Annotated in this window: 30 protein-coding genes; 17 read left to right on the top strand and 13 right to left on the bottom strand. The window is 72.7% G+C overall.

Annotation, left to right across the window (positions count from 1 at the left end; all coding sequences use genetic code 11):
- Positions 1-47 precede the first annotated feature (47 nt).
- The 8 genes from ACUP6Y_RS23710 to ACUP6Y_RS23675 all read left to right on the top strand — a co-directional run bounded on the left by ACUP6Y_RS23710 (position 48) and on the right by ACUP6Y_RS23675 (position 6,670).
- Complete coding sequence (locus tag ACUP6Y_RS23710) at positions 48-671, top strand: M15 family metallopeptidase (RefSeq protein WP_462553460.1); 624 nt, start codon at positions 48-50, stop codon at positions 669-671.
- On the top strand, positions 668-1,819 hold the full coding sequence (gene alr, locus ACUP6Y_RS23705) for an alanine racemase (protein ID WP_462553459.1): 1,152 nt from the start codon (positions 668-670) through the stop codon (positions 1,817-1,819). The genes ACUP6Y_RS23710 and alr overlap by 4 nt, the downstream gene beginning before the upstream one ends.
- On the top strand, positions 1,816-2,754 hold the full coding sequence (locus ACUP6Y_RS23700) for a D-alanine--D-alanine ligase family protein (RefSeq protein WP_462553458.1): 939 nt from the start codon (positions 1,816-1,818) through the stop codon (positions 2,752-2,754). Before alr ends, ACUP6Y_RS23700 begins: the two co-directional genes overlap by 4 nt.
- Positions 2,751-3,698: an acyltransferase family protein gene (locus tag ACUP6Y_RS23695; protein ID WP_462553457.1), complete on the top strand. Its 948-nt coding sequence runs from the start codon at positions 2,751-2,753 to the stop codon at positions 3,696-3,698. Before ACUP6Y_RS23700 ends, ACUP6Y_RS23695 begins: the two co-directional genes overlap by 4 nt.
- Positions 3,695-4,966 (top strand): sensor histidine kinase, encoded by a 1,272-nt coding sequence (locus ACUP6Y_RS23690; RefSeq protein WP_462553456.1) that lies wholly within the window; start codon positions 3,695-3,697, stop codon positions 4,964-4,966. Before ACUP6Y_RS23695 ends, ACUP6Y_RS23690 begins: the two co-directional genes overlap by 4 nt.
- 7 nt (positions 4,967-4,973) lie before the next feature.
- Positions 4,974-5,630 carry a response regulator gene (locus ACUP6Y_RS23685; protein WP_462553455.1) on the top strand — a complete coding sequence of 219 codons (657 nt, stop codon included), beginning with the start codon at positions 4,974-4,976 and terminating at the stop codon, positions 5,628-5,630.
- A complete protein-coding gene (locus tag ACUP6Y_RS23680; protein ID WP_462553454.1) occupies positions 5,630-6,235 on the top strand; it encodes a GrpB family protein in 606 nt (201 codons plus the stop codon). Before ACUP6Y_RS23685 ends, ACUP6Y_RS23680 begins: the two co-directional genes overlap by 1 nt.
- Positions 6,236-6,328: 93 nt before the next feature.
- Complete coding sequence (locus ACUP6Y_RS23675; RefSeq protein WP_462553452.1) at positions 6,329-6,670, top strand: DUF2784 domain-containing protein; 342 nt, start codon at positions 6,329-6,331, stop codon at positions 6,668-6,670.
- On the opposite strand, the gene ACUP6Y_RS23670 is transcribed toward ACUP6Y_RS23675, so the two are convergent.
- The 7 genes from ACUP6Y_RS23670 to ACUP6Y_RS23640 form a co-directional block, all read right to left on the bottom strand.
- Positions 6,633-7,292 carry a glyoxalase gene (locus tag ACUP6Y_RS23670; RefSeq protein ID WP_462553451.1) on the bottom strand — a complete coding sequence of 220 codons (660 nt, stop codon included), beginning with the start codon at positions 7,290-7,292 and terminating at the stop codon, positions 6,633-6,635. The two genes, ACUP6Y_RS23675 and ACUP6Y_RS23670, sit on opposite strands and share 38 nt — an antisense overlap.
- Before the next feature lie 62 nt (positions 7,293-7,354).
- Positions 7,355-9,562 (bottom strand): heavy metal translocating P-type ATPase, encoded by a 2,208-nt coding sequence (locus ACUP6Y_RS23665; protein ID WP_462556818.1) that lies wholly within the window; start codon positions 9,560-9,562, stop codon positions 7,355-7,357.
- 28 nt (positions 9,563-9,590) lie between these two features.
- A complete protein-coding gene (locus ACUP6Y_RS23660; RefSeq protein WP_462553450.1) occupies positions 9,591-10,502 on the bottom strand; it encodes a hypothetical protein in 912 nt (303 codons plus the stop codon).
- Positions 10,499-10,705 carry a heavy-metal-associated domain-containing protein gene (locus tag ACUP6Y_RS23655; protein ID WP_462553449.1) on the bottom strand — a complete coding sequence of 69 codons (207 nt, stop codon included), beginning with the start codon at positions 10,703-10,705 and terminating at the stop codon, positions 10,499-10,501. Before ACUP6Y_RS23655 ends, ACUP6Y_RS23660 begins: the two co-directional genes overlap by 4 nt.
- Before the next feature lie 42 nt (positions 10,706-10,747).
- A complete protein-coding gene (locus ACUP6Y_RS23650) occupies positions 10,748-11,038 on the bottom strand; it encodes a metal-sensitive transcriptional regulator (protein ID WP_462553448.1) in 291 nt (96 codons plus the stop codon).
- 41 nt (positions 11,039-11,079) lie between these two features.
- Entirely contained in the window at positions 11,080-11,535 is a 456-nt protein-coding gene (locus ACUP6Y_RS23645) for a hypothetical protein (protein WP_462553447.1), read from the bottom strand.
- Between the two features lie 53 nt (positions 11,536-11,588).
- Positions 11,589-12,338, bottom strand: a complete 750-nt coding sequence (locus ACUP6Y_RS23640; RefSeq protein WP_462553446.1) for an IclR family transcriptional regulator — start codon at positions 12,336-12,338, stop codon at positions 11,589-11,591.
- A 103-nt stretch (positions 12,339-12,441) separates the two neighbouring features.
- On the opposite strand from ACUP6Y_RS23640, the gene ACUP6Y_RS23635 reads away from it, so the two are divergent.
- Genes ACUP6Y_RS23635 through ACUP6Y_RS23625 form a run of 3 tightly spaced genes read left to right on the top strand, consistent with a single transcriptional unit; the run spans position 12,442 to position 14,529 of the window.
- On the top strand, positions 12,442-13,146 hold the full coding sequence (locus ACUP6Y_RS23635) for a CoA transferase subunit A (protein WP_462553445.1): 705 nt from the start codon (positions 12,442-12,444) through the stop codon (positions 13,144-13,146).
- Position 13,147: 1 nt separating this feature from the next.
- On the top strand, positions 13,148-13,786 hold the full coding sequence (locus tag ACUP6Y_RS23630) for a CoA transferase subunit B (RefSeq protein ID WP_462553444.1): 639 nt from the start codon (positions 13,148-13,150) through the stop codon (positions 13,784-13,786).
- Positions 13,783-14,529: an enoyl-CoA hydratase-related protein gene (locus ACUP6Y_RS23625; RefSeq protein ID WP_462553443.1), complete on the top strand. Its 747-nt coding sequence runs from the start codon at positions 13,783-13,785 to the stop codon at positions 14,527-14,529. The genes ACUP6Y_RS23630 and ACUP6Y_RS23625 overlap by 4 nt, the downstream gene beginning before the upstream one ends.
- A gap of 2 nt (positions 14,530-14,531) precedes the next feature.
- Here the strand turns inward: ACUP6Y_RS23625 and ACUP6Y_RS23620 are convergent, their stop codons facing one another.
- From ACUP6Y_RS23620 to ACUP6Y_RS23610, 3 genes are read right to left on the bottom strand one after another with little or no spacing between them, the layout of a single operon-like run.
- Positions 14,532-15,407, bottom strand: coding sequence for an RNA polymerase sigma-70 factor (locus ACUP6Y_RS23620; RefSeq protein ID WP_462553442.1), 876 nt, complete (start codon positions 15,405-15,407; stop codon positions 14,532-14,534).
- On the bottom strand, positions 15,404-16,000 hold the full coding sequence (locus ACUP6Y_RS23615; protein ID WP_462553441.1) for a carboxymuconolactone decarboxylase family protein: 597 nt from the start codon (positions 15,998-16,000) through the stop codon (positions 15,404-15,406). The genes ACUP6Y_RS23620 and ACUP6Y_RS23615 overlap by 4 nt, the downstream gene beginning before the upstream one ends.
- 38 nt (positions 16,001-16,038) lie before the next feature.
- Positions 16,039-16,842, bottom strand: a complete 804-nt coding sequence (locus ACUP6Y_RS23610; protein WP_462553440.1) for a hypothetical protein — start codon at positions 16,840-16,842, stop codon at positions 16,039-16,041.
- Between the two features lie 54 nt (positions 16,843-16,896).
- Here ACUP6Y_RS23610 and ACUP6Y_RS23605 point away from each other — a divergent pair, with 54 nt between their 5' ends.
- A complete protein-coding gene (locus ACUP6Y_RS23605) occupies positions 16,897-17,247 on the top strand; it encodes an ArsR/SmtB family transcription factor (RefSeq protein WP_462553438.1) in 351 nt (116 codons plus the stop codon).
- A 2-nt stretch (positions 17,248-17,249) separates the two neighbouring features.
- On the top strand, positions 17,250-18,194 hold the full coding sequence (locus tag ACUP6Y_RS23600; protein ID WP_462553437.1) for a cation diffusion facilitator family transporter: 945 nt from the start codon (positions 17,250-17,252) through the stop codon (positions 18,192-18,194).
- Between the two features lie 16 nt (positions 18,195-18,210).
- On the opposite strand, the gene leuE is transcribed toward ACUP6Y_RS23600, so the two are convergent.
- From leuE to ACUP6Y_RS23585, 3 genes are all read right to left on the bottom strand, one after another.
- The gene (gene leuE, locus ACUP6Y_RS23595; protein ID WP_462553436.1) at positions 18,211-18,867 is read right to left on the bottom strand and encodes a leucine efflux protein LeuE; all 657 of its coding nucleotides are present in this window, start codon (positions 18,865-18,867) and stop codon (positions 18,211-18,213) included.
- Positions 18,868-18,940: 73 nt separating this feature from the next.
- Positions 18,941-19,627: a cache domain-containing protein gene (locus ACUP6Y_RS23590; RefSeq protein WP_462553435.1), complete on the bottom strand. Its 687-nt coding sequence runs from the start codon at positions 19,625-19,627 to the stop codon at positions 18,941-18,943.
- Positions 19,624-20,364, bottom strand: a complete 741-nt coding sequence (locus ACUP6Y_RS23585) for a FadR/GntR family transcriptional regulator (protein WP_462553434.1) — start codon at positions 20,362-20,364, stop codon at positions 19,624-19,626. The genes ACUP6Y_RS23590 and ACUP6Y_RS23585 overlap by 4 nt, the downstream gene beginning before the upstream one ends.
- 134 nt (positions 20,365-20,498) lie before the next feature.
- On the opposite strand from ACUP6Y_RS23585, the gene ACUP6Y_RS23580 reads away from it, so the two are divergent.
- Genes ACUP6Y_RS23580 through ACUP6Y_RS23565 form a run of 4 tightly spaced genes read left to right on the top strand, consistent with a single transcriptional unit; the run spans position 20,499 to position 24,529 of the window.
- Entirely contained in the window at positions 20,499-21,569 is a 1,071-nt protein-coding gene (locus ACUP6Y_RS23580) for an ABC transporter ATP-binding protein (RefSeq protein ID WP_462553433.1), read from the top strand.
- 38 nt (positions 21,570-21,607) lie between these two features.
- On the top strand, positions 21,608-22,789 hold the full coding sequence (locus tag ACUP6Y_RS23575) for an extracellular solute-binding protein (RefSeq protein WP_462553432.1): 1,182 nt from the start codon (positions 21,608-21,610) through the stop codon (positions 22,787-22,789).
- A gap of 2 nt (positions 22,790-22,791) precedes the next feature.
- Positions 22,792-23,700, top strand: a complete 909-nt coding sequence (locus ACUP6Y_RS23570) for an ABC transporter permease (RefSeq protein ID WP_462553431.1) — start codon at positions 22,792-22,794, stop codon at positions 23,698-23,700.
- A 28-nt stretch (positions 23,701-23,728) separates the two neighbouring features.
- On the top strand, positions 23,729-24,529 hold the full coding sequence (locus ACUP6Y_RS23565) for an ABC transporter permease (RefSeq protein ID WP_462553429.1): 801 nt from the start codon (positions 23,729-23,731) through the stop codon (positions 24,527-24,529).
- Positions 24,530-24,564 lie beyond the last annotated feature (35 nt).

The following is a 24,564-nucleotide window of genomic DNA, read 5'->3' as shown; positions in this document are numbered from 1 at the left end:
ACCTCAGACTGAGGCGACCGGGACCCCGGATTCCTAGCGTGGACGGCATGACGATCCTGCTGTCCGATCCCCGTGTCCGCGCGGTCCCCGTCATCGAGTACGGCGAGCCGCTGGTGCGCCTCCCGCAGGACCTCTCGCCCGCCGGCGCCCTGGTGCGCGCGGACCTGGCCGACCGGCTGGTCGCGGCCGACCGGCTGCTCCCGGCGGGGGTGCGGCTGCGGGTGGTCGAGGGCTTGCGGCCGGTCGAGGAGCAGCGCGCCATCGTGGCGTCGTACGGCGAGGAGCTGGCGGCGCTGCACCCCGGCATCGGCGCGAAGGCGCTGGAGCGGCTGACCAGCCGGTTCGTCGCACCGGTCGACGTGGCGCCGCACGTGGCGGGGGCGGCGGTCGACCTCACCCTGGTCGACATCACGGGCGACGAGCTCGACCTCGGCACGCCGATCGACGCGACGCCCGAGCAGAGCGACGGGCGGTGCTGGTTCGCGGCCGCCGGGATCGGGGCGGACGCCCGGGCGCACCGCACCGTGCTGGCCCGGGTCCTGCGCTCGCAGGGGCTGGTGAACTACCCGACCGAGTGGTGGCACTGGAGCTTCGGCGACCGCTACTGGGCGCTGGTCACCGGCGCGCCGCACGCGCTCTACGGCCCGCTCGCCGCGGTGGTGGCGGCATGACGGACCTCGCTGCCGTGCAGCCCCGCGCGACCACGCCGACCGCCCCCCGGCTGAGCGTCGACCTCGCCGCCGTCGCCCGCAACACCCGCACTCTCGCCGACCGAGCCGCCGGCGAGCTGATGGCGGTGGTCAAGGCCGACGGCTTCGGCCACGGCGCGATCGAACTCGCCCGGACCGCGCTCGCCCACGGCGCCACCCGGCTCGGCGTGACCAGCCTCGCCGAGGCGCTCGCGCTGCGGGAGGCCGGGCTCGTCGTACCGGTCCTCAGCTGGCTCAACCCGGTCGACGCCGACTTCGCCACCGCGGCGACGTACGACGTCGACGTCGCGGTCCCGAGCCTGGCCCACCTCGTCGCGGTCGCGACCAGTCCCGGACGGCACCGGATCCATCTGTACGTCGACGCCGGCATGGCCCGCGACGGCGCCGAGCCGACCGAGTGGGCGGCGCTGTGCCGGGCGGCCCGGCGTGCGGAGCAGCGCGGCGAGGTGGAGGTCGTCGGCGTGATGGGCCATCTCGGCTGCGCCGACGACCCGGCCGACGCCTGCAACGCGCAGGGCAGGACTCGGTTCGCCTGGGCGGTCGAGGTCGCCCGCTCGACCGGTCTGAGGCCCCGGGACCGGCACCTCGCCGCGACCGCCGCCACCCTAACCGACCCGCGTGCCCACCACACGATGAGCCGCGTCGGCGCCGGCCTGGTCGGCATCGACCCGTCCCGGACGACCGTGCTGGAGCCGGCGATGACACTCACCGCGCCGCTGGTACAGGTCCGCCGGGTGCGCGCCGGCACCGTGGTCGGCTACGGCCACGACCGTCGCACCACCCGCGCGACCCACCTCGGCCTGCTCCCGCTGGGGTACGCCGACGGCCTCCCGCGCGTCGCCTCGGAGCGTGCCGAGGTGCTGGTCCGCGGCGTCCGGCGTCGCGTGGTCGGTCGGATCTCGATGGACCAGGTCGTGGTCGACCTCGGTCCGTCCGGTGCCGAGGCGGGAGAGATCGTGACGGTCTTCGGTCCCGGCACGATCGGCGAGCCGACCGTCGCCGAGTGGGCCGCCTGGGCCGGCACCATCGAGCACGAGATCGTCACCGGCCTCGGTGCCCGCGTCCCGCGCCGTACCGTGTCCGCCCACTACCTCCGGAGCCTGGCATGAGGACCCGGGTGGCCGTCATCGGCGGCGGGCAGAACTGCGAGCACGACGTCTCCCTCGCCTCCGCGGCCTCGGTCGCAGGAGCCCTGGACCCGGCGACGTACGACGTCGTCCCGCTCACCATCGGCCGCGACGGGACCTGGCGCGACCGCGGCCTGCGCCCGATCGGGCTCAGCGGCGCGGCCCAGGTGCTGCGCGGCTGCGACGTGGTGTTCCCCGTCGTCCACGGTCCGCGCGGCGAGGACGGCGCCCTGGCCGCGCTGTGCGAGCTCGCCGGCCTGCCCTACGTCGGCAGCGGGATCCGGCCCGGCGCGCTGGCCATGGACAAGTGGGCGACCAAGCTGGTCGCGCAGGCGGTCGGGATCGCCGTCGCCCCCGGCCTCCTCGTCACGAGGGCCACCGCGCAGCACCTGCGCTGGACCCGGCCGGTGGTGGTGAAGCCGGTCGCGGCCGGCTCCAGCCAAGGGGTCAGTCGGGTCGACGTGGCCGCTGCCCTGCAGCCCGCCCTCGACGCCGCCTTCGCGCTCGACGACCGGGTGCTTGTCGAGGACGTGGTCGTGGGCCGCGAGGTCGACGTCGCCGTGCTGAGGCGGGCCGACGGCAGCCTGTTCGTGCCGCCGGCGCTGGAGATCGTGGCCGACGGGATCTTCGACTACGACGCGAAGTACGGCGGCCACGCCGACTTCCGGCTCCCCGCCCAGCTCGACGAGGTCGACGCCAAGGCGCTGCAGAGCGCGGCGACCACGGCGTTCGAGGCGCTCGGCTGCGCGGGCGTCGCGAGGGTCGACTTCTTCCTCACCGAGGACGGGCCGGTGCTCAACGAGGTCAACACCATGCCGGGCCTGACCGAGCACTCCCAGGCGCCCCGCATGTTCGCCGCCGCCGGGATCGCGTACGCCGACCTGCTCGACGAGCTGGTCCGCTCCGCCCACCGATGAGGATCGACGGCCTGGACCTGCTCCGCGGGATCGCGGTCGGGCTGGTCCTGCTGCGGCACGCGGCACCGGATCTCGCCCCGGGGGCGGGTGTCGTCGGCGTGGTCATGTTCTTCGCGCTGTCGGGCTACCTCATCACCGGCGTGCTGGAGCGGCGCCCACCGCTGCGCGAGTTCTACCTGCGGCGTGCCCGGCGGCTGGTGCCGCCACTGCTGGTGCTGGTCGCCGGCGTGGTCCTGGTGACGCTGGTCGCCGACCCTCTCGGCGACCGGGACGAGCTCGGGTGGACCGTGCTGTGGGCGCTCACCTGGACGGGCAACCTGCCGTTCGGGCATGCCGGCGACGCGACCTTCCACCTGTGGACGCTGGCGACCGAGGAGCAGTTCTACCTGCTGTGGCCGGCCGCGCTGCTCCTGCTCGGCCGCGGCCGGGCCCTGTTGGTCGCCGCCGTCGGCACCGCGCTGGCCTGCCTGGCGACGACCTGGTGGCTGGCCGAGGACCCCGACCTCGCCTACGCGCTGCCGACGAGCTGGGCGGGCTGCTTCGTCGTCGGCGCCGCCGTGCGTCTGCACGGCGATCGGCTCCGGCTCCCGTCCTGGGCGGTGCCGACCGCCCTCGCCACACTCGCGGTGCTCAGTGTGGTTCCCTTGCGGGGACATGCCCTCACCTACCTGGCAGGAGGTCCGGCCATCGCCGCGCTGACCGGTGTGCTGATCCTCGCCTGCCGGAGCCGGGTCACGGTGACCGGGCCGCTGCGGGCGCTCGTCGCACTGGGCACCGTGTCGTACGCGGCGTACCTGTGGAACTACCCGCTCTCGCTCTGGCTGCCCGCGCTCCCGGCGGTGCTGCTGACCCTGGTCGCGGCGGCGCTCTCGTGGCGGTACGTCGAGGCCCCGCTCCAGCGCCGGTGGGCCTGCCGGTCGGTGGGAGCCGAGGCGGCGCTATGAGCCGCGCGGCGCGCTGGGTGCCGGACGTGCTGGCCGGCATCGCGGCTCTCCTGGTCGGCCTGGTCGAGATCAACCGGTACTACTACGTCGAGCTGTGGCCCCCGCTCGTCGTCATCACCGGCGTCGCGGTCGCGGTCGGGCTGTCCCGGGCGCTGCCCGGCGCCGCGCTCGCCGTCGCCTGGTTCACCGGCCTGCTCCAGGTCCTCACCGGCGTCGACCCGATGGTGACCGAGGTGCTGCTCGTCGTCGTCGCCTTCGGGTGCGCGCGGTGGGGGCGGCTCCCGACGGTGTGGCTGAGCGGGCTGTCCATCCCCGCCGGCGCGGTCATCGCGGTCGTCTGGCTCTCGCCGTACTCCTTCTACGAGGGACTCGAGAGCCTGGGCGTCGGTGGCCTGGCGCAGGACGCCTACCGGGCCGGTGGCTACGGCGTGCGGGCGACGGCGGGCATCCTCGGCATCGCCCTGCTCGCCACGCCCTGGCTGCTCGGCCTGGCCCTGCGCTTCGCCTCGCGCTCGCAGGACTCGCACCGCTCCCAGGTCGCGGCCGAGGCACAGCGTGACCAGGCCGAGGAGATCGCGCGGCTGCGGGAGGAGCAGGCCCGGCTGGCCCGCGACGTGCATGACGTCGTCGGCCACTCCCTGGCCGTGATCCTCGCGCAGGCCGAGTCCGCGCAGTACCTCGAGGACGCCGACACCCAGGGCCTCAAGCTGACCATGGCCAGGATCGCCACCTCGGCGCGCACCTCGCTCGACGACGTCCGGCAGGTGCTCGCCTCCACGGCCCAGCAGCCGAGGACGCCCGCCTCCGGCGCTCAGCAGGCCGACCTCGACAGCCTGGTCGAGGGGGTGCGGGCCAGCGGTCACGAGGTGCTCACGACCGAGGTCGGCACACCGCAGCCGATGCCGCCCGAGCTCGCCGTCGTGGCGTTCCGGGTCCTGCAGGAGATGCTCACCAACGCGATCAAGCACGGCCCGCGCGACCAGCCGGTCCACGTCGAGCGGCACTGGGCGGGCGGGCAGGGAGACGGCGACCTGCGCATCGAGGTGCGCAACGCCCTGGCCCCATCCGCGCCGGAGCTCGACCTGACCCAGCCCCTCGCGGCGCCGCTGCCCCCGCCGGCCCCGGCCTCGCCCGCGGGCGCGGGCGGACAGGGACTCGAGGGCATGCGCCGGCGCCTCGAGGCGGTCGGCGGCCGGCTCGACGTACGCCGACGCACCGACCCGCCGACGTTCACCGCGACCGCGTGGGTGCCGGTGCGGGCGCGATGATGGTCGCGTGATCAAGGTGCTGCTCGTCGACGACCAGGAGCTCTTCCGCGAGGGGGTCCGGGTGATCGTCGACGCCCAGGAGGGGATGACGGTGGTCGGCACCGCCGCCGACGGCATCGAGGCGGTGCGGCTGGTCGACGAGCTCGCGCCCGACGTGGTGCTGATGGACATCCGGATGCCGGAGATGGACGGCGTCGAGGCGACCCGGCAGATCTTCCTGCCCGACCGCGCCGCCCGCCGTGAGCACCCGGTGCGCGTGGTCGTGCTCACCACCTTCAACCTCGACGACCGCGCCGCGACCGCGATCAGGTACGGCGCCAGCGGGTTCCTCCTCAAGGGCACCACGCCCGTCATGCTGCGCGACGCGATCCGCACCGTCCACGCCGGCAACGCCGTGCTCGCGCCGGCCGACCTGTCGACCTTGCTCGACGCGCAGTTCCGGGCGGCCGGGGCGCCGCCGGCGGCGTACCTCGGGCTGACCGACAAGGAGCGCGAGGTCTTCGCCGCAGTCGCGCGCGGGCTGTCGAACCAGGAGATCGCCGGCCAGGTGTTCCTCAGCGAGTCGACGGTGAAGACCCATGTCGGCGCGATCCTGCGCAAGCTCGGGCTGCGCGACCGGGTGCAGATCGTGGTGTTCGCCCACGAGCACGGGCTGGTCGGCTGATGCCGAGCCGCGAGGACATCGTCACCTTCCGGGACCCGCCGGTCCCCGCGGGCGCCTCGCCCTGGGTCGACGGCGGCGGGCCCTCGCCCGACGTGGCGGTCGTCCCGCCCGATCCCGCCTGGCCCGCGCGCTTCTCGCAGGTCGAGGCCGCCATCCGGGGCGCGCTCGGCCGGCGTGCGCTCGTCGTCCGGCACGTCGGCTCCACCGCCGTCCCCGGCCTGCCCGCCAAGCCGGTCATCGACATCGACCTGGTCGTGGCCGACCCGGCCGACGAGGCGGCGTACGTCCCCCCGCTGGAGGCCCTCGGCCTCGTACTCCGGGTCCGCGAGCCGTGGTGGTTCGAGCACCGCCTGTTGCGCGGCACCTCGCCGGTCTCCCACGTGCATGTGTTCGGCCCCGACAGCCCCGAGGTCGTCAGGCACCGGATCTTCCGCGACTGGCTGCGCGCCAACCCCGGCGAGCGGGAGCGGTACGCCGCCGCCAAGCTCGCCGCGTCCGCCGCCTCGAGCGCCGCCGGCGAGCACGCCATGCAGTACAACGCCCGCAAGGAGCGGGTCGTCCGGGAGATCTACGCCCGGGCGTTCGCCGCCGCGGGGCTGGCCTGACCGCACTCCAGGGATCAGCCGATCTCGGGAAGCAGCCGACGATCACGACACCTGGCGGCCGGCCTGCGACGCCAGGTCACTAGAATCCGCGCCATGCACCGGGTCGTCGCAGCAGGAGCCTTCATGGTGCATGTCCTGTTCGTCGGCTTCACGGTGGTCGGCGGCTTCCTGGCCTGGCTGATGCCGTGGATCTTCATCCCCCACCTCGCGGCCGCGGTGTGGGGTGGCCGGATGGCGGCGACCGACGCGGCCTGCCCGCTGTCGCGCCTCGAGAACTGGGGCCGTGAGGGCGCCGGGAGGCCGCAGCTGCACGAGCGCGGGTTCATCGCCCACTACTTCGAGGACCGGGTCTACCCCTCCCGCCTCGCCCGCCGCGTCGAGATCGTCGTGGCGACGCTCATTCTCGGGTCGTGGCTCGGGTTCGCGGTCCGCTGACCTCACCCGGTCGACCTGCCGGCTCCCACACGAACCCGTCGGGGTCGCTCGCCGCGGTGTCGCCGCCGACGAGCACCACCCGGTGTGAGCCGCTGCCCTCGATCGGTACGCCGGCGTCCTTCGCCAGCGCCTTGCGGGGCAGCAGGCCGAGGGTCACCGCGCCCGAGCCGGGCTCGAACTCGACGTACTTCTTGCCGAAGCTGCGGGCCACGCTGAAGCCGCGGTCGACGTAGAACGCCTTGCTGGCGCCGATGTCGTCGGCGCCGATGAGCAGCACGATGCTCTCGATGTCCCGGCCGGCCGGGCCCTTGTTCCTCTTCGAGGAGCTGACGACCTTCCAGATGGCGCCGTCGGGCGCCCGCAGGACGCCGCCGTAGCCCCACATGGACTTGGTCACCGGCTTGATCGTGGTGGCCCCGGCGGCCAGTGCCGTCTCGACCAGGCCGTCGACATCGGCCGGCTGGGCCATGGTCAGGGAGACGTGGAAGCCGCGGAAGCCGTCGGTGGGCGCCTCGGACGCGCGGAGGCCGAGCGGCAGGTCCGGACCGAAGGCCCGGGCGTAGAAGTCGTGGGCGGCGGCCGGGTCGGCCACCTCGAGGACGAGGGTGTCGAGTGAGTTCATGTCCCCGACGCTAGTTCCGGCCCGCCGCCGGTGCTTCTCGATTCCTGACGGGTTGGTCGGGTTCAGCGGAACGACCGCAGCCGCAGGCTGTTGGACACCACGAACACCGACGAGAACGCCATCGCGGCACCGGCCAGCATCGGGTTGAGCAACCCGGCGGCGGCCAGCGGCAGGGCGGCGACGTTGTAGGCGAAGGCCCAGAACAGGTTGCCCTTGATCGTGGCGAGCGTGCGCCGGGACAGGCGGATCGCGTCGACCGCGACCCGCAGGTCGCCGCGGACCAGGGTGAGGTCGCTGGCCTCGATCGCGACGTCGCTGCCGGTGCCCATGGCCAGGCCGAGGTCGGCCTGGGCGAGGGCGGCGGCATCGTTGACGCCGTCGCCGACCATGGCCACGACCCGGCCCTCGGACTGCAGGCGCTTGACGACGTCGACCTTGTCGGCGGGCAGGACCTCGGCGATCACGTCCTCCTCGGCGATCCCCACGTCCGCGGCCACCGTCCGCGCGACCGCGGCGTTGTCGCCGGTGAGCAGAACCGGCCGCAGCCCCAGGTCACGCAGCTGGGCGATGGCGGTGGCGGAAGTCGGCTTGATGGCGTCCGCGACCACGATCACGCCCCGGGCCTTGCCGTCCCAGCCGACCGCGACCGCCGTACCGCCGGTGCGCTGCGCGTCCGACAGCGCTGCCGCCAAGGTGGGGGAGAGGTGCTGCGACCACTCCTCCAGCAGCCGCGGCCGCCCGACGAGCACCGCGTGCGACGCGTCGCCGTCGAGCAGGACGCCCTGCACGCCGAGGCCCTCGACGTTCGCGAAGTCCTCGATCTCGGGCAGCTCCGCCGCGGGAACCGCTCCGGCGTCGCGGGCGGCGTCGGCGATGGCCCGGGCGATCGGGTGCTCGGAGGCGTCCTCGAGCGCGCCGGCGTACCGCAGCACCTCGTCGGCGTCCTCGCCCTCGTCGGCGACCACGTCGCGCAGCGTCATCCGGCCGGTGGTGACGGTCCCGGTCTTGTCGAGCACGACGGTGTCGACCGTGTGGGTCGACTCCAGCACCTCCGGCCCCTTGATCAGGATGCCGAGCTGGGCGCCGCGGCCGGTGCCGACCATGAGGGCGGTCGGGGTGGCCAGGCCCAGTGCGCACGGGCACGCGATGATGAGGACGGCGACCGCGGCGGTGAACGCCGCCGCGAGCCCGTTGCCGGTGCCGAGCCAGAAGCCGAGGGTGCCGGCCGCGAGCAGGATCACGATCGGCACGAAGACGCCGGAGATCCGATCGGCCAGGCGCTGGACCTGGGCCTTGCCGTGCTGGGCGTCCTCGACCAGGCGCGCCATCTGGGCGAGCTGGGTGTCGGCGCCGACCCGGGTCGCCCGGACGACGAGCCGGCCGCCCGCGTTGACCGTGGCTCCGACGACGGCGTCGTCCTCGCCGACCTCGACCGGCACCGACTCGCCGGTCAGCATCGAGGCATCGACCGCGGAGCTGCCCCGCTCGACCACGCCGTCGGCGGCGATCTTCTCGCCGGGGCGGACGACGAACCGGTCGCCGGCCTTCAGGTCTGCCACCGGGATCCGGGTCTCGGTGTCGTCGGGCGCGAGGACCGCGACCTCCTTCGCGCCGAGCTCGAGCAGCGCCCTGAGCGCCGCTCCCGCCCGCCGCTTCGAACGCTGCTCGAAGGAGCGCCCGGCCAGGATGAACGTCGTCACGCCGGCCGCGGCCTCGAGGTAGATGTTGCCGCTGCCGTCGCTGCGTTCGATGGTCAGCTCGAAGGGGTGCTTCATGCCGGTCATCCCGGCGGTGCCCCAGAACAGCGCGTAGAGCGACCAGCCCAGGGCGGCGAGCGTGCCGAGCGAGATCAGCGTGTCCATCGTGGACGTGCCGTGGCGCAGGTTGGTCCAGGCCGCCTGGTGGAAGGGGTAGGCGCCCCACACCACGACCGGCGCGGCCAGGGTCAGCGAGAGCCACTGCCAGTTGTCGAACTGGAACGCCGGCACCATCGCCATCGCGATCACCGGGACCGTGAGCAGAGCAGAGATCACCAGCCGGTCGCGCAGCGGATCGGCGTCGACGGCGGGCTCCTCGCCCGCCGTGTCGGCCGACCTCGGCAGCGAGGCGCCGTACCCGGCCGCCTCGACCGCCGCCACCAGGTCGTCGGTCGAGACGCCGTCGGCGTAGGTCACCTTCGCCTTCTCGGTCGCGTAGTTGACCGTCGCGGTCACGCCCTCGAGCTTGTTGAGCTTGCGCTCGATCCGGTTGGCGCAGGACGCGCAGGTCATCCCGGTGAGGGCGAGCTCGACCTGCTGGTCAGTGTCCGTGCTCACTGCTCGGTCCTTCCTGCCGGCCGTGCTTCTCTCCGGTGCCCGAGGCGGTGACGGTGAAGGCCGCGGTACGGACGACGCCGTCGTGCTGGAAGTCGAGGTAGAGGTGGTAGGTCCCGGCGCTGGGGACCGCGGTGTGGAAGACCACGTCGGGCCCGGGCTGCGTCGTACCGTCGCCGGGCTCTCCGTCCGGGTGGACGTGGAGGTAGGCGAGGTCGCCACCGCGCAGCGCCACCAGGTGGCCGTAGGCGCCGAGATAGGGCTGCAGGTCGGTGACCGGCGCGCCGTCCCTGCTGACGCTCAGCGTGAGCCTCGCGTCGGCGCCGGCACTGAGGTCGCCGTCGAGGGTGACCTGATAGCCGTCGACGGTGGTGGTGCGGCTCTCCACGGCGGGCGGCACGGCGTCGTAGCGGCCGTCCACCGCGAGGTCGGTGCCGAGGGTCAGCGCCTCGCCGTCGGTGGCCTTGAAGTCGGCGAACAGCCGCCAGGTCCCGGGGCTCAGCGCGAGGTCGGCCGACCAGGTGCCGCCGTCGAGGGTCGGGTGGACGTGCTGGAAGCCGCTGAAGTCGCGTCGTACGGCGATCAGGTGGAGCCGCTTCTCGTGCTGGACGTCGTACGACGTCACGGGGGCGCCGTCGGGTCCGGTGATGGTGAAGCTCACCGGGACCGCGTCGCCGGCCGTGGCTTCGCTGTCGGCGAGGGCGAGGGTGTAGCCGTCCTGCGAGGTCATCAGTCCTCCGGGGATCTCGTTCGTCTCGCCGTCGGTGCTCGGGTGGGTGTCGTGGGCGGCCGGCTCCTCGACGTCGACCGGACCGAAGGCCCGGCCGACGAGGAGGGCGATCCCGAACACGACCGCGGCGACGGCCCCGAAGCCGGCCAGCCGCGTCGGGGCGTTCATGCGAGCTGGTAGCCGGCCTCCTCGACGGCCGCCTTCACGGCGGACGCGTCGAGGGGAGCGGCGCTGGTGATCGTGACCGCACCGGTGGGCAGGTCGACCGCGACGTCCTCGACGCCCGCGAGCTCCTGCACCTCCTCGGTGACGGAGGCGACGCAGTGGCCGCAGGTCATGCCGGTGACGGTGAAGATCTGGGTGGTGCTCATCTGAGCTTCCTCTCGTCGGGGGACAGAAGAGATCGGGACGGGTCAGGAGCGGACCAGGCGGGCGATGGCGTCGGAGGCCTCCTTGAGCTTGGTCGCGGCCTCCTCACCCCCCTCCTGGGCGGCGTTGACGACGCAGTGCGCCAGGTGCTCGTCGAGCAGGCCGAGGGCGACGGACTGGAGGGCCTTCGTCATCGCCGAGACCTGGGTGAGGATGTCGATGCAGTACTGCTCCTCCTCGACCATCCGCTGCAGACCCCGCGCCTGGCCCTCGATGCGGCGCAGCCGCTTGAGGTAGTCGTCCTTGGTGCGGTTGGCGATGTAGCTGTGTGCCATGGCCCTGTCCTTCGTGTCGGTGATGTGACTACAGTACCCCCCTAGGGTATTAGTACGTCAAGCAGGGCCGCGGATCGTGCGAGGATCTGCCCGTGACGACGGTTCAGGTACGGCCCCGACATGCTGGGCGCACGCCGAGCGTCTGCCCCGCCGCCGGGGGTGCGTGGTGAGGGTTGCGGAGCGTGCGAGCCCTGGGAGCTACTTGTCCAGGGAGCCTGGCCCGGCGCGAACTCCCAGGTGAGCTCGGTGACCTGCCAGCTCGTGTCGCGGAGCTGCAGCACCGCGTCGACCAGGACGACGTTCGACGGCGACGAGATGGTCATCAGGCCGTTGCCTCGGTGGACGTAGGTCTTCCAGGTCCGAACGGTGGCGCTGACCGTGGCGGTCTCGCCGGTCACCGACACCTGCTCGTACTCGAAGGAGTCAGCGCCACCGGAGTAGGTGTACTCGGTGTCCGAGCGCTCGAGGGCGCGGCCGCCGGAACCCGCTCCGCCCATCGATCCCACGACGAACGTCCCACCCCCGCCCGACCATCACGCCGAGCGCGACGTCACGCCAGCCGGGAGAGACGGTGCGCCTCCTCGAGCAGCAGCCTGCCGAGCACCGGCTGCCGATCGCGCCGGAAGCGCTGCTCCACCCCGGTCAGGGTCAGCGCCCACTCCGGACGCCCGGCCTTGCCGAAGACCGCGGCCGCCATCCCCCAGGAGCCCTCCACGACGTGGCCGGGGTTCACCGACCAGCCGGTACGACGGGTCGCGGCCAGCCGCTTGCGGATCGCCGCCGCGGAGTGCTGCGGTCCCCACTCGGCGCTCAGGTCGACCCGCGCGAGGAAGGCGTCGATCTCACGGTCGGGCAGGTGGGCGAGGATCGCGATGCCGGCCGAGACCACGCCGAGCGGGAAGCGGGCGCTCTCGTAGAGCACGTAGGAGCGGATCGGGAAGTCGCCGTCCTCACGCAGCAGGACCACGGTCTCGTCGCCGCGGCGCACCGAGAAGAAGGCGCTCTCGCCGGTCTCCTTCGCCAGCCGCAGCACGCTGGTCCGGGCCTCGTTGGTCAGGTCGTAGCGGGTGGCGGCGGCCATGCCGAGGACGTAGGTCTCCGGGCCGAGGAACCAGCGCCCGCTCTGGGGGTCGCGATCGGCGAGGCCCTCCGCGGCGAGCGACTCGAGCAACCGGTGGGTGGTCGCCCGGGGCTGGTCCGTGGCGGCGGCGAGCTCGGTGGTCGTCGTACCGGACTCCGCGGTGGACAGCGCCCGGAGCAGGTCCGCGACCTTCTCGACGACCCCCGGCGCGCGCTCCACGACGCGATCCTACGCGTCCACTCAATGGACGTCATGGACCGATCGCATCCGCTGCCCGAGCACCTCGTTGACGCCGTGGGCGCACGTGCGCGGTGATGGCGACATGAGGAAGCTGGTGGACGACGCTCGTACGGCGGTGGCCGAGCGGGTGCGAGACGGAATGACGATCGCGGTGGGCGGCTTCGGCCTGTGCGGCATCCCGCGCGACCTGATCGAGGCGGTGCGCGACAGCGGCGCGCGGGACCTGACCCTGGTGTCCAACAACATGGGCGTCGACGGCAAGGGCCTGGGTCTGCTGCTGGAGAACAGCCAGGTGAGCAAGGTGATCGCGTCGTACGTCGGCGAGAACAGGCTCTTCGCGCAGCAGTATCTCGACGGCGCGCTCGAGGTGGAGTTCTGCCCGCAGGGCACGCTCGCGGAGCGGCTGCGCGCGGGTGGCTCCGGGATCGCCGGCTTCTACACCCGCACCGGCGTCGGCACCGAGGTCGCCGAGGGCAAGCCGCACGAGACCTTCGACGGCGAGACCTTCGTGCTCGAGCGCGGCATCGTCGCCGACCTCGCCCTGGTCCACGCCCACACCGCGGACGCCGAGGGCAACCTGCGCTACCGGATGACCGCCCGCAACTTCAACCCGCTGGTCGCGATGAGTGGCCGGGTCTGCATCGCCGAGGCCGAGCACGTCCTCGACGGCTTCCTCGACCCGGACGACGTGATCACGCCCGGGATCTTCGTCAACGTGACGGTGCGGGCGAGCGAGCGCCCCAAGGACATCGAGCAGCGCGTCGTGCGCGAGAGGGTGGGTGCCTGACATGGCCTGGAGTCGCGACGAGATGGCGGCCATCGCCGCCCGCGAGCTGAACGACGGCGACTACGTCAACCTCGGCATCGGCATCCCGACCCTGGTGGCCGACCACCTGCCGCCGGGCGTCAACGTGCTGCTGCAGAGCGAGAACGGCCTGCTCGGCATGGGCCCGTTCCCCTACGAGGGCGAGGAGGACGCCGACCTCATCAACGCCGGCAAGCAGACGGTCACGACCGCCCCGGGGGCGTCGTTCTTCGACTCCGCCACCAGCTTCGCGATGATCCGCGGCGGGCACGTCGACATCGCGATCCTCGGCGCGCTGCAGGTCGCGAGCAACGGCGACCTCGCCAACTGGACGGTCCCCGGCAAGCTGGTCAAGGGCATGGGCGGTGCGATGGACCTGGTCGCCGGCACCCGGCGCGTCGTGGTCATCACGGACCACGTCGCCAAGGACGGCACGCCCAAGATCGTCGAGACCTGCACGCTCCCGCTCACCGGCGCCGGGGTCGTCGACCGGATCATCACCGACCTCGCGGTCCTCGACGTCACGCCCGAGGGCCTGGTGCTGCTCGACGTCGCCCCCGGCGTGGACGCCGCCGAGGTCCGCGAGCTGACCGGCGCGCCGCTCCTCGACCCGGCGTCGTGACCGCGCTCGTCCACTACGCGCGGGTCGAGACCGACGGGCGGCCGCACGCCGTCGTCACCCTCGACTCCGACCGCAACCGCAACGCGCTGTCCGCCCAGCTCCTCGAGCAGCTGCGGGCGGCGCTGCACCGGGCGGCCGAGGACGACGTCCTGGCCGTGGTGCTGCGCGCCGAGGGCCGCGCCTTCTGCGCCGGCGCCGACCTGGGCGAGGCGCACCGCGAGGGCATGTCCGTCTCGGCCCACCGCCTCGCCGGGCTGCTCCGGGCGATCCTCGCCCACCCGCTGCCGGTGGTGGCCCGGATCCACGGACCGGTCCGCGCCGGGGGCCTCGGCATCGTCGCCGCCTGCGACCTCGCGGTCGCCAGCGACGACGTCACCTACGCCTTCACCGAGGCCCGGCTCGGCCTCACCCCGGCCGTGATCTCGCTCAGCGTGCTGCCGCGGATGAACGCGCGAGTCGCCGGTACGACCTTCCTCACCGCCGAGACCTTCGATGCGCGTACCGCGCTCGAGAGCGGACTGATCACCCACGCCGTCCGGCCGGACCGGCTCGACGACACGGTGGCCGACCTCCTCGCCGGGCTGACCGGCTGCGAGCGGCAGGGTCTCGAGGCGACCAAGCGGCTGCTGAACGCCGACGCGCTGATGTACCTCGACGACCGGGTCGACGACATGGTCGAGCTCTCGGCCGAGCTGTTCGCCTCCGAGGTGGCGCGCCGCCACCTCAGCAGCTTCGTGCGCTGAGGTCAGGCGTCGCGGCTCAACGCGATCTCCTCGCTCAGCGAGGTCAGCTTGGCCGGGTTGCGGACCACCAGGATCCGGCGGATCCGGCCGTCCTCCAGCTCCAGGCTGACGGCGGTCACCTCTCCGCGCGCCTCGATCCGGGCGCCGAGGGAGCCGTTGATCCACACCGGCTCGACGATCCCGTCGGGCGCGAAGGCGGCGAAGTTCGCCAGCAGCCGGGCGACCGGCTCGGAGCCGTGCAGCGGCTTGCGGATCGCCTGCGCGACGCCGCCGTGGTCGGCGAGCAGCACCACGTCGGGGGCGAGTGCGTCGAGCAGCCCCTGGAGGTCCCCGCCCTGCACGGCGGCCAGGAAGCGCTCGACGACGGCCTGCTGCTCGCCCCGGTCGACGTCGACCCGCGGTCGACGGGCCGCCACGTGGTTGCGGGCGCGGGTGGCGATCTGCCGGACCGCGGCAGAGGTCTTGTCGACGGCGGCCGCGATCTCGTCGTACGGCAGCTCGAAGACCTCGCGCAGCACGAACACCGCGCGCTCGGTCGGCCCCAGCGTCTCGAGGACGGTGAGCATCGCCAGGGACACGCTGTCGGCGAGCTCGACGTCCTCGGCCACGTCGGGCGCGGTGAGCAGCGGCTCGGGGAGCCACTCGCCGACGTAGTCCTCGCGCCGCCGGGTCAGCGTGCGCAGCCGGTTGAGCGCCTGGCGGGTGACGATCCGCACCAGGTAGGCCCGCGGATCCTGGACCTGCGCCTGGTCCACCTCGGCCCACCGCAGCCAGGTCTCCTGGACGACGTCCTCCGCGTCGGCTGCGGAGCCGAGCATCTCGTAGGCGACGGTGAAGAGCAGGTTGCGGTGCGCGACGAAGGGGTCGGCGTCGGTCATGCCGGCGAGCCTACGGCCGGCCGCTCGGCCAGCGGCTCGAGGCCGCAGGCGGCCGCGAAGCCCTCCGACTCGATCCCGAGCGCGGTGTTGGAGCGGGTGGTCAGGTTCGCGAACCCGATCACGCTGGTCAGCTCGATCAGCCCCGCCGGCCCGAGCGCGGCGAGCAGCGGCTCGACCATCTCGTCGGTGACCGTCGGCGGCGTCTGGCTGGCCGCCTCGGCGTACGCCATCACCTGACGCTCCAGCGGCGAGAACACGCTCGCGGCGCGCCAGTTCGGGACCTGGCGGGCCTTGTCGAGGTCGAGGCCCTTGTCACGGGCCATGAAGTAGTTGAAGTCGAGGCACCACGAGCAGCCGACCAGCGAGGCGACGGCCATGTGCGCGTAGGTCTTGAGGGTCTCGTCGCACTCGTCCCACTTCTGCAGCTTCTGGCCGTAGGCCATGCTCGCCTTGAGGGCCGGGAGGTGGTGCCAGAGCACGCCGATCGACTCCGGCACGCTGCCGAACATCTTCGAGGCGAACCTCTTCACCAGGGCGCCGTAGAGGCCGGTGATGGGGGCGGCGGGGATGCGGGGGGTTCCTGAGGTGGTCATGTCATGGAGACACCCGCCGGACCCGGGTTGTGACAGGCTCAGCGTGGATCCAGGCTCGCGTAGCCGAGACCGATCTCGGCCATCGCGCTCCCGAGCCGGTCCAGCGCGATCGGCCCGACGCCGTGCAGCGCGGCGAGATCGGCCCGGCTCCAGCCGCTGACCGCCTCGAGGGTGTGGACGTCGACGGCCCGCAGGGCCCGGGTGGCGGGGGCGCCGATGGTGCGCGGCAGCGGCGTTCCGGTTCGTCGCGGCGCCCGCTCCCGGGGCCCGTCCTCGTGGTCGAGCACCGCCTCGCCACGCGGCGAGAGCCGGTACCCGATCGCCAGCGACTCGGTCAGGCCGCGCTCCTTGAGCTTGCGCACGTCCTTCTTGAAGTCGGGCGTCTCACGCCCCAGCTCGGCTGCCAGGTCGGGCGCGCGGACCTCCGGGTTGCGGTCGATGATCCGCAGCGTGGTGCGGGTCCACGGCCCGATCGGGGAGGCCGCGTCGAGTCGGTCGAGCCCGGCGAGGATGGTCACGATCTCGCCCGTCCCGGGGACCGTCTCACGCAGGGTCTCGCGCGGGTCGGTGCCGCCGTACCTCAGCCCGACGCGGAACACCGGCCGGTCCGCCCGGGCGGCCAGGGCGTCCTTGAGCGCCGACAGCGAGCCGGCCCCCGCACGGCGGGCGTCCTCGGCGCGCAGCCTGGTCAAGGGGACCTGCTCGACGCTGGTCACCTCGACCACGCCGACCGAGGTGCGCAGCCGGGTGCCGACCTTGACCCGCGGGCGGTCCCAACGGCGGAAGGCCAGGTCGATCGTGCCGGCGCGGATGCCGTCGAGCTCGGCCGGTCGCATCATCACGGTGCCGAGCATAGGACCTTGACCGGCGTCGCCGTCCGGTGATTACATCGCCGAATGGCGATGAATCAGCTGGACGCCGGGCTCCCCGAGGCACCCACCGAGGTCGATGCCCTGGCCGACGTCGCCGGCCTGCTCCACGCGCTCAGCGACCCCAACCGGCTGGCCATCCTCGAGCACCTCACCCTCGGCGAGCACCGCGTCGTCGACCTCACCGCCCATCTCGGCCTCGCCCAGTCGACGGTGTCCAAGCACCTCGCCTGCCTGCGCGACTGCGGGCTCGTCGGGTCGCGCCCGAGCGGTCGGGCCTCGCTGATCTCGCTCGCCCAGCCCGAGCTGACCCGCGCGGTGGTCCGCGCCGCCGAGCGGCTGGTCGCGGTCACCGGCGGCCCCTGCGGGAGGGACTGACCATGGGCGTCGGACACGGGCACGGGCACGGCGGCGGCGCCGCGGATGCCGGGGGCGCGGGCCATGCCGGTGGTCGGCACCGCTGGCGGCTGGGCGTCTCCTTCGGGCTGGTCGCCGCCTTCTTCGTCGTCGAGCTGGTCGTCGGCCTGGTCAGCGGCTCGCTCGCGCTGATCTCGGACGCCGGCCACATGGCCGCCGACGTCGTCACCCTGGGCGCCGCCCTGGTCGCGACCAAGATCGCCACCCGCGCCGACAGCACCGGGCGGCGTACCTATGGGTCGTATCGGGCCGAGGTCTTCGCCTCGGGCCTCGCGGTGCTGATGATGCTCGGCGTCGCGGTCTATGTGGTCGTGGAGGCGATCGGCCGGGTCGGCCAGGGCAGCTCGGGGCCCGACGTCGCGACCGGTCCGATGCTCGTCGTCGGCTTCCTCGGACTCGTGGTCAACCTGGTCGCGATGGCCCTGCTGCGCGGCGGATCGCAGGAATCGCTCAACGTGAAGGGCGCCTACGCCGAGGTGGTCGCCGACACCGCCGGCAGCGTCGGCGTGATGGTCGCCGGCGCCCTGATCGTCGCCACCGGCGACGGCCTCTGGGACACCGTGGTCGCCTTCCTCATCGGCGCCTTCGTCGCGGTCCGGGCGGTGCTGCTCGGGCGCGAGGTGCTCGCCGTCCTCGGCCAGCACGTCCCTGCCGGTGTCGACATCGACACCGTCGCCGGCACCCTCGGCGGGATCGAGGGCGTCTGCGACGTCCACGACCTGCACGCCTGGACGCTCACCTCCGGCATGCACGTCGCCACCGCCCACCTCGTCCTCGTCGAGGGGGCCGATGGTGCCGGCGTGCTCCGGCAGGGCCAGCTGCTGCTGCGCGAGCAGTTCCAGATCGAGCACGCCACCTTGCAGGTGGAGGGCCACCGCTCGGCCGCGTGCGACGCCGTCACCTGGTGAGCCCGGGCGGGAGGACTCAGGCGTGGGCCAGGGAGAGCTTGACCGCGAACCCGAGGAAGATCGCGCCGACGGCGGAGGTGCCGGCGGCGGACAGGCCGCGGCGCCGGCGGAAGGCGGCGGCCAGGCGGGTGCCGCCGAAGATCAGCGCGCTGAGGTAGGCGACGCTGGCGATCTGGGCGAGCGTGCCGAGGACGAGGAACGACAGCGCCGGGTGGGCGTAGCCGGGGTCGACGAACTGCACGAAGAAGGCGACGAAGAACAAGATCGCCTTCGGGTTCAGCAGGCTGATCACGAGCGCGCGGCGGTACGGGCGCTCGCCGGGCACCGGGGGCGGCGCGCCCTCCTCGAGCGCCTGGACCGCGCGGCGTCGGGCCCGCCACATCAAGATCGCGCCCCGCAGCATCGTGAAGGCGAGGTAGCCGAGATAGCCCGCGCCGACGTACTTCACGATCGCGAACGCGACGTGGTTGGCCTGCAGCAGCGACGCCACCCCGGCGGCGGAGAGCGTCATCAGCACCGCGTCGCCGGTCCACACCCCGGCCGCCGCGGCGTACGCCGGCCGGACGCCGCGCCGGGCCGCCACGGAGAGGACGTAGAGCGAGTTCGGGCCGGGCAGCAAGATGATCAGCACGAGACCGACGAGGTACGTCGACAGGTCGGTGATGCCCAGCACGGACCGCATCCTCCCACGTCCAGGACCCTGTTCGTCGAGGAGCGCGGAGGAGCCTCTCCGCCTGGAGGCTGTCTCAGTCGATCGTCACCACGGCGAGCGGCAGGTCACCGACCCGCTGCTCGGCGGGGAGCTCGTCGAAGGCGACCCCCTCGAACAGGTCGCCGCACAGGTGGCGTCCGCTGTTGCTCGACAGGATCCGGCCGAAGCCGTTGACCACGGCGATCCGTGCGTCGGCGGCGCGCAGCGCGGGGAGCAGGGCCTGCTCGGCGTTCTTCACCGCGATGTCGGCGCCGCCGACCCCGCAGAACCGGCCCTCGACCACGACCGGCACGGTGAAGGTGAGGGTGTACTCCTCGGTACACAGGTAGTCGACGTAGGGACCGGTCACGTGGCGGCGCCCGGTCTCGCGCGGGACCACGAACCACGGCAGGTGCTCGTAGTCGTAGAACCCGATCGCCTGCGGCTCAGAGTGGGTGACCAGGCGCTGCGGGCGGCCGTCGGCGTCGCGGGCGAACCACTCCAGCCACCACTCGGCGTCCTGCAGGACGCCGGGGGCGGCGACGAAGCCGGCGCCCTGGACCGGCTGGCCGCCGTCGGCCAGCACCGGGACGAGGAGGGGCTCCACCGCCGCGAGGTCGGTACGACGCGGCGCGGGTCGCGCGGCGAGCACCTGCTCGACGGTGGTCGCGATCGACGCGGCGACGGCGAAGGCGTGCTCGGCCATCTCGGACACGGCCGCGTGGACGTTCGACGAGTTCATGCGTGGACCTCGCTGAGCTGGTAGTCGATGAGCCGGGCGGTGGAGTCGGCCACCCGCTGCTCGGCCGCCTCGCGGGCGGCGTGGGGATCGCGCTCGGCGATCGCGGCGACGACGGCCCGGCAGCTGCGGACCATCTGGGCGTGGCTGTCGTCGTCGCCGAAGGCGAGCCACAGCAGGGTCCCGAACTCGGCCTGGAGGTTGACCTCCTCGTGGTAGAGCCGGGGGGACTGGGCGGCCGCGGCCACCTCGATGTGGAACTGCGCGTCGGCCCGGCGTCGGGCGTCGGGCTTCTCGGCGTGCTCGAGGACGTCGGCGACCCGCTGGAGCCGGTCGACGTCGTCGGGGCTGGACCGGCGGGCGGCGAGCGCGGCACTGGCGCCGCAGATGGCGGCGTACACGTCGCCGAGGTCACGCAGCTCGCCGAGGCTGAACCCGTCGAGCCGGCGCCGGGCGAGGTGGCCGATGCCGTTCTCGGGCGTGCGCACGAAGCTGCCGCCGCCGCGGCCCCGGCGGGTCTCGATCAGGCCCTCGGAGCGCAGCACGGACAGCGCCTCGCGCACCGTGACGGTGGAGACGCCGAAGATCCCGGCCAGGTCGAGCTCGCCGGGGAGCTGTTCGGCGTCGGGGAGCAGGCCGAGGGCGATCGCGTCGGTGAGCCGTCGTACGACGAGCTCCGAACGGCTCAGTGACTCCAGCGGCGAGAACACCGCCGCAGACGCACGTCCGTAGAACGGCACGGCCACCGTCTCGCCTCCAGTCCCTCGTCCCCGATGTCCGGGGTCATCCTGCCCGAGCGTGCCTGAGCCTCTTGTGCTTTGAACTGTGAAGTCATATCTTATCGCCAATCCGAACGTGACGAAAGGCACATCCGATGTCTCTCTCGACCAGTGCTCCCGCCGAGGCGGCCGCCGTCGACCGCACGCCCGCGATCGCCATCCGCGGGCTGCGCAAGACCTTCGGCGACGTCGTCGCGGTCGACGACGTCGACCTCGACATCGCCGACGGCGAGTTCTTCTCGATGCTCGGCCCGTCCGGCTCGGGCAAGACCACCGTGCTGCGGCTGATCGCCGGCTTCGAGCAGGCCACAGCCGGCACGGTCGAGCTCGGCGGCGTCGACGTCACCCGCTCCGCGCCGTTCGAGCGCGACGTCCACACCGTCTTCCAGGACTACGCGCTGTTCCCGCACATGAGCGTGCTCGACAACGTCGGCTACGGCCTGCGGGTGCGCGGGATGGCCAGGAGGCAGCGGCGCGAGCGGGCCGAGCAGGCGCTCGACACGGTCCGCCTGGGGCACCTCGGCGCCCGCCGTCCGGCCCAGCTCTCCGGCGGCCAGCGCCAGCGCGTCGCCCTCGCGCGGGCGATCGTGCTCCAGCCGCGGGTGCTGCTCCTCGACGAGCCACTCGGCGCCCTCGACCTCAAGCTGCGCGAGCAGATGCAGGTCGAGCTCAAGCAGCTCCAGCGCGACCTCGGCATCACCTTCGTGTTCGTCACCCACGACCAGGAGGAGGCGCTCACGCTCAGCGACCGGATCGCCGTGTTCGACGCCGGCCGCATCCAGCAGCTCGGCACGCCGCGCGAGATCTACGAGAACCCGGCCTCGTCGTACGTCGCCGGCTTCGTCGGCACCACCAACCTCTTCGACGCCGAGACCTCGCAGCGGATCCTCGGCGTCGCCGGCGAGCACGCCGTACGCCCCGAGCGGCTGCGGCTCTCGCCCGACACCGACACCGAGGCCGCCCGTGCCGACGAGATCCGGCTCGCCGCCGTGGTCGTCGAGACCATCTACCTCGGCACCGGCAACCGGGTCCACCTGCGCACCTCCGACGGCGTCGAGCTGATCGCGCTCGAGCAGTCGACCGGCTCCCTCGACACCCGCGAGCACCGCGGCGACGACGTCACGGTCCGGTTCGCCCGGGCCGACGTCGTACCCCTCAGCTCCTGATTGCTCCCTGCATCACCCGACAAGAAACGGAGAACCCGATGAAGAACGCCTTCCGGAGAGGCCGAGTGGCCGCCGCCTGCCTGACCCTGCTCTCGGTCTCCGCGCTGAGCGCCTGCGGCGGCGATGACGGCGACAAGAAGACCGAGGCCGTCGAGAAGCTCGGCAAGACCGAGGGCAAGGTCTCGATCCTGGCCTGGCCCGGCTACGTCGAGGACGGCAGCAACGACCCGGCCGTCGACTGGGTCACCGCCTTCGAGAAGGACACCGGCTGCGAGGTGACCAGCAAGGTCTACGGCACCTCCGACGAGGCGCTCAACCTCGCCAAGACCGGCGAGTACGACGTCATCGCGGCCTCCGGCGACCTGTCGCTGCGCCTGATCGCCTCCGACGAGGCCCAGCAGATCAACACCGACCTGGTCCCGAACTACGCGAACGTCTACGACTTCCTCAAGGACACCGAGTGGAACTCGGTCGACGGCAAGAACTACGGCGTCCCGCACGGCTACGGCGCCAACCTGCTGATGTTCAACAAGCAGGACTTCGCCGAGGCGCCGACGTCGTGGGGCGCGGTGTTCGACAAGGCGCAGCTGGAGAGGAACAAGGGCAAGGTGACGGCGTACGACTCGCCGATCTACATCGCCGACGCGGCGCTGTACCTCATGAAGACCCAGCCCGACCTGGGCATCGAGAACCCCTACGCCCTCGACCAGGAGCAGCTCGCCGCCGCGGTGGCCCTGCTCAAGGAGCAGCGTCAGTACGTCGGCGAGTACTGGTCGGACTACCTCAAGGAGGTCCAGGCCTTCGAGACCGGCGACTCGGTCGTCGGCACCACCTGGCAGGTGATCAAGAACAGCATCGAGAACAAGGACGTCGACGTCACGCTGCCCACCGAGGGCGCGACCGCGTGGAACGACACCTGGATGCTGTCGTCGCAGGCCGAGCACCCCAACTGCGCCTACAAGTGGATGGACTACATCCTCTCGCCCGAGGCCAACGCGCAGGCGACCGAGTACTTCGGCGAGGCGCCCAACAGCCCCGAGGCCTGCGCGAAGACGACCGACCCGAACCACTGCGACACCTTCCACGCCGGTGACGAGGAGTACGCCGAGCAGCTGTGGTTCTGGCGCACGCCGATCAAGGAGTGCCTCGACGGCCGCACCGACGTCGAATGCACCGACTACGCCCAGTGGACCGAGGCGTGGACGGAGATCAAGGGCTGATCATGGCCACCGCCCAGTCCACCGAACAGCCGGCACCGGCCCCCGCTCTGCGGGGGCCGGTGGCCCGGCCGGGATCGCGCCTGCTGCACCGCTGGGTGTGGCTGCGGCTCTCGCTCCTGCTCTCGGGCCCGCTGGCCTGGATGCTGCTGGTCTACGTCGTCGCGCTCGCGGCGCTGCTGATCACCTCGCTGTGGTCGGTGGACAGCCTCAGCAGCCAGATCGACCACGCCTGGACCCTCGACAACTTCCGCACGCTCCTCGAGAACGAGGTCTACCGCAAGGTCGCTTTCCGGACCGTCGGCGTCGCGCTGGCCGTGACCGTCATCGACGTGGCGATCGCGCTGCCGATCGCGTTCTACATGGCCAAGGTGGCCTCGCCCCGCGCCCGCCGGATGCTGGTGGTCGCGGTGCTCACGCCGCTGTGGGCCAGCTACCTGGTCAAGGTGTTCGCCTGGCGCGTCGTGCTCTCCGAGGGCGGCCTGGCCGACTGGACCCACCTCGGCTCGCCGGGATACGGCCTGAGCGCCGTGATCCTCACCCAGTCCTACATCTGGCTGCCCTACGTCATCCTGCCGATCTTCGCCGCGCTGGAGCGGGTCCCCGACTCGCTGCTCGAGGCGGCCGGCGACCTCGGCGCGCCGACCGGCATGGTGCTGCGCTCGATCGTGATGCCCCTGCTCGTGCCCGGCATCGTCGCCGGCGCGATCTTCAGCTTCTCGCTGACCATGGGCGACTACATCACCGTCAACATCGTGGGCGGTGCCAACCAGATGCTCGGCAACCTGATCTTCATCAACGCCGGCGCGGCCAACAACCTGCCGCTCGCCGCGGCGATCGCGATGATCCCGATCGCGGTGATGCTGGTGCTGCTGGCCGCGATCCGTCGTACCGGCGCCCTGGAGAACCTGTGATGGCCGGCTATCTGAGAGAAGGCCTCCGATGACCCTCAGCCCGCTCGCGCGCAAGGTGCTGGCCGGCCTCACGTTCGGCGTCCTGGCGCTGATCTACCTGCCGCTGCTCGTGGTCGTCGCCAACTCGGTCAACCCGAGCCAGTCGATGACCTGGCCGCCCGACGGCGTCACCTTCGAGTGGTGGCGCCGGGCCGCGCACAGCGCCGGCGCCCGCGAGGCGCTGGTGACCAGCCTCCAGGTGGCGGTCGTCGCGACCGCGCTGGCGCTGCTGCTCGGCACCCTGCTCGCGCTGGCCCTGCAGCGGTACTCGTTCTTCGGCAAGAGCTCGGTCAACCTGCTCGTCATCTTGCCCATCGCGCTGCCCGGCGTGGTCACCGGCATCGCGCTCAACAACGGCTTCCGCGGGATCCTCGGCATCGACCTGTCGCTGTGGACCATCGTCGTGGCGCACGCGACCTTCTGCATCGTGACCGTGTTCAACAACGTCCAGGCCCGGTTGCGGCGGATGGGGACCAGCCTCGAGGAGGCCTCGGCGGACCTCGGTGCGGGGGTCCTCACGACCTTCCGGCTGGTCACGCTCCCGCAGCTGCGCTCGGCCCTTCTCGCCGGTGGCATGCTTGCCTTCGCACTGAGCTTCGACGAGATCATCGTGACCACGTTCACGGCCGGCAACGGCGCGACCACCCTGCCCATCTGGATCCTCAACAACATGTTCCGCCCCAACCAGGCGCCGGTGGTCAACGTCGTCGCCGTCGTCCTGATCGTCTTCTCGATCCTCCCCGTCTGGCTCGCGCAGCGGCTGTCCTCGGACGTCGAAGCCGCCCACTGACCCACCCCGCAACGAAGCACCCGAAGGAGCACGCC

The sequence above is a fragment of the Nocardioides sp. S5-5 genome (assembly GCF_054954065.1).
This window is presented reverse-complemented; position numbering and strand designations above follow the sequence as displayed.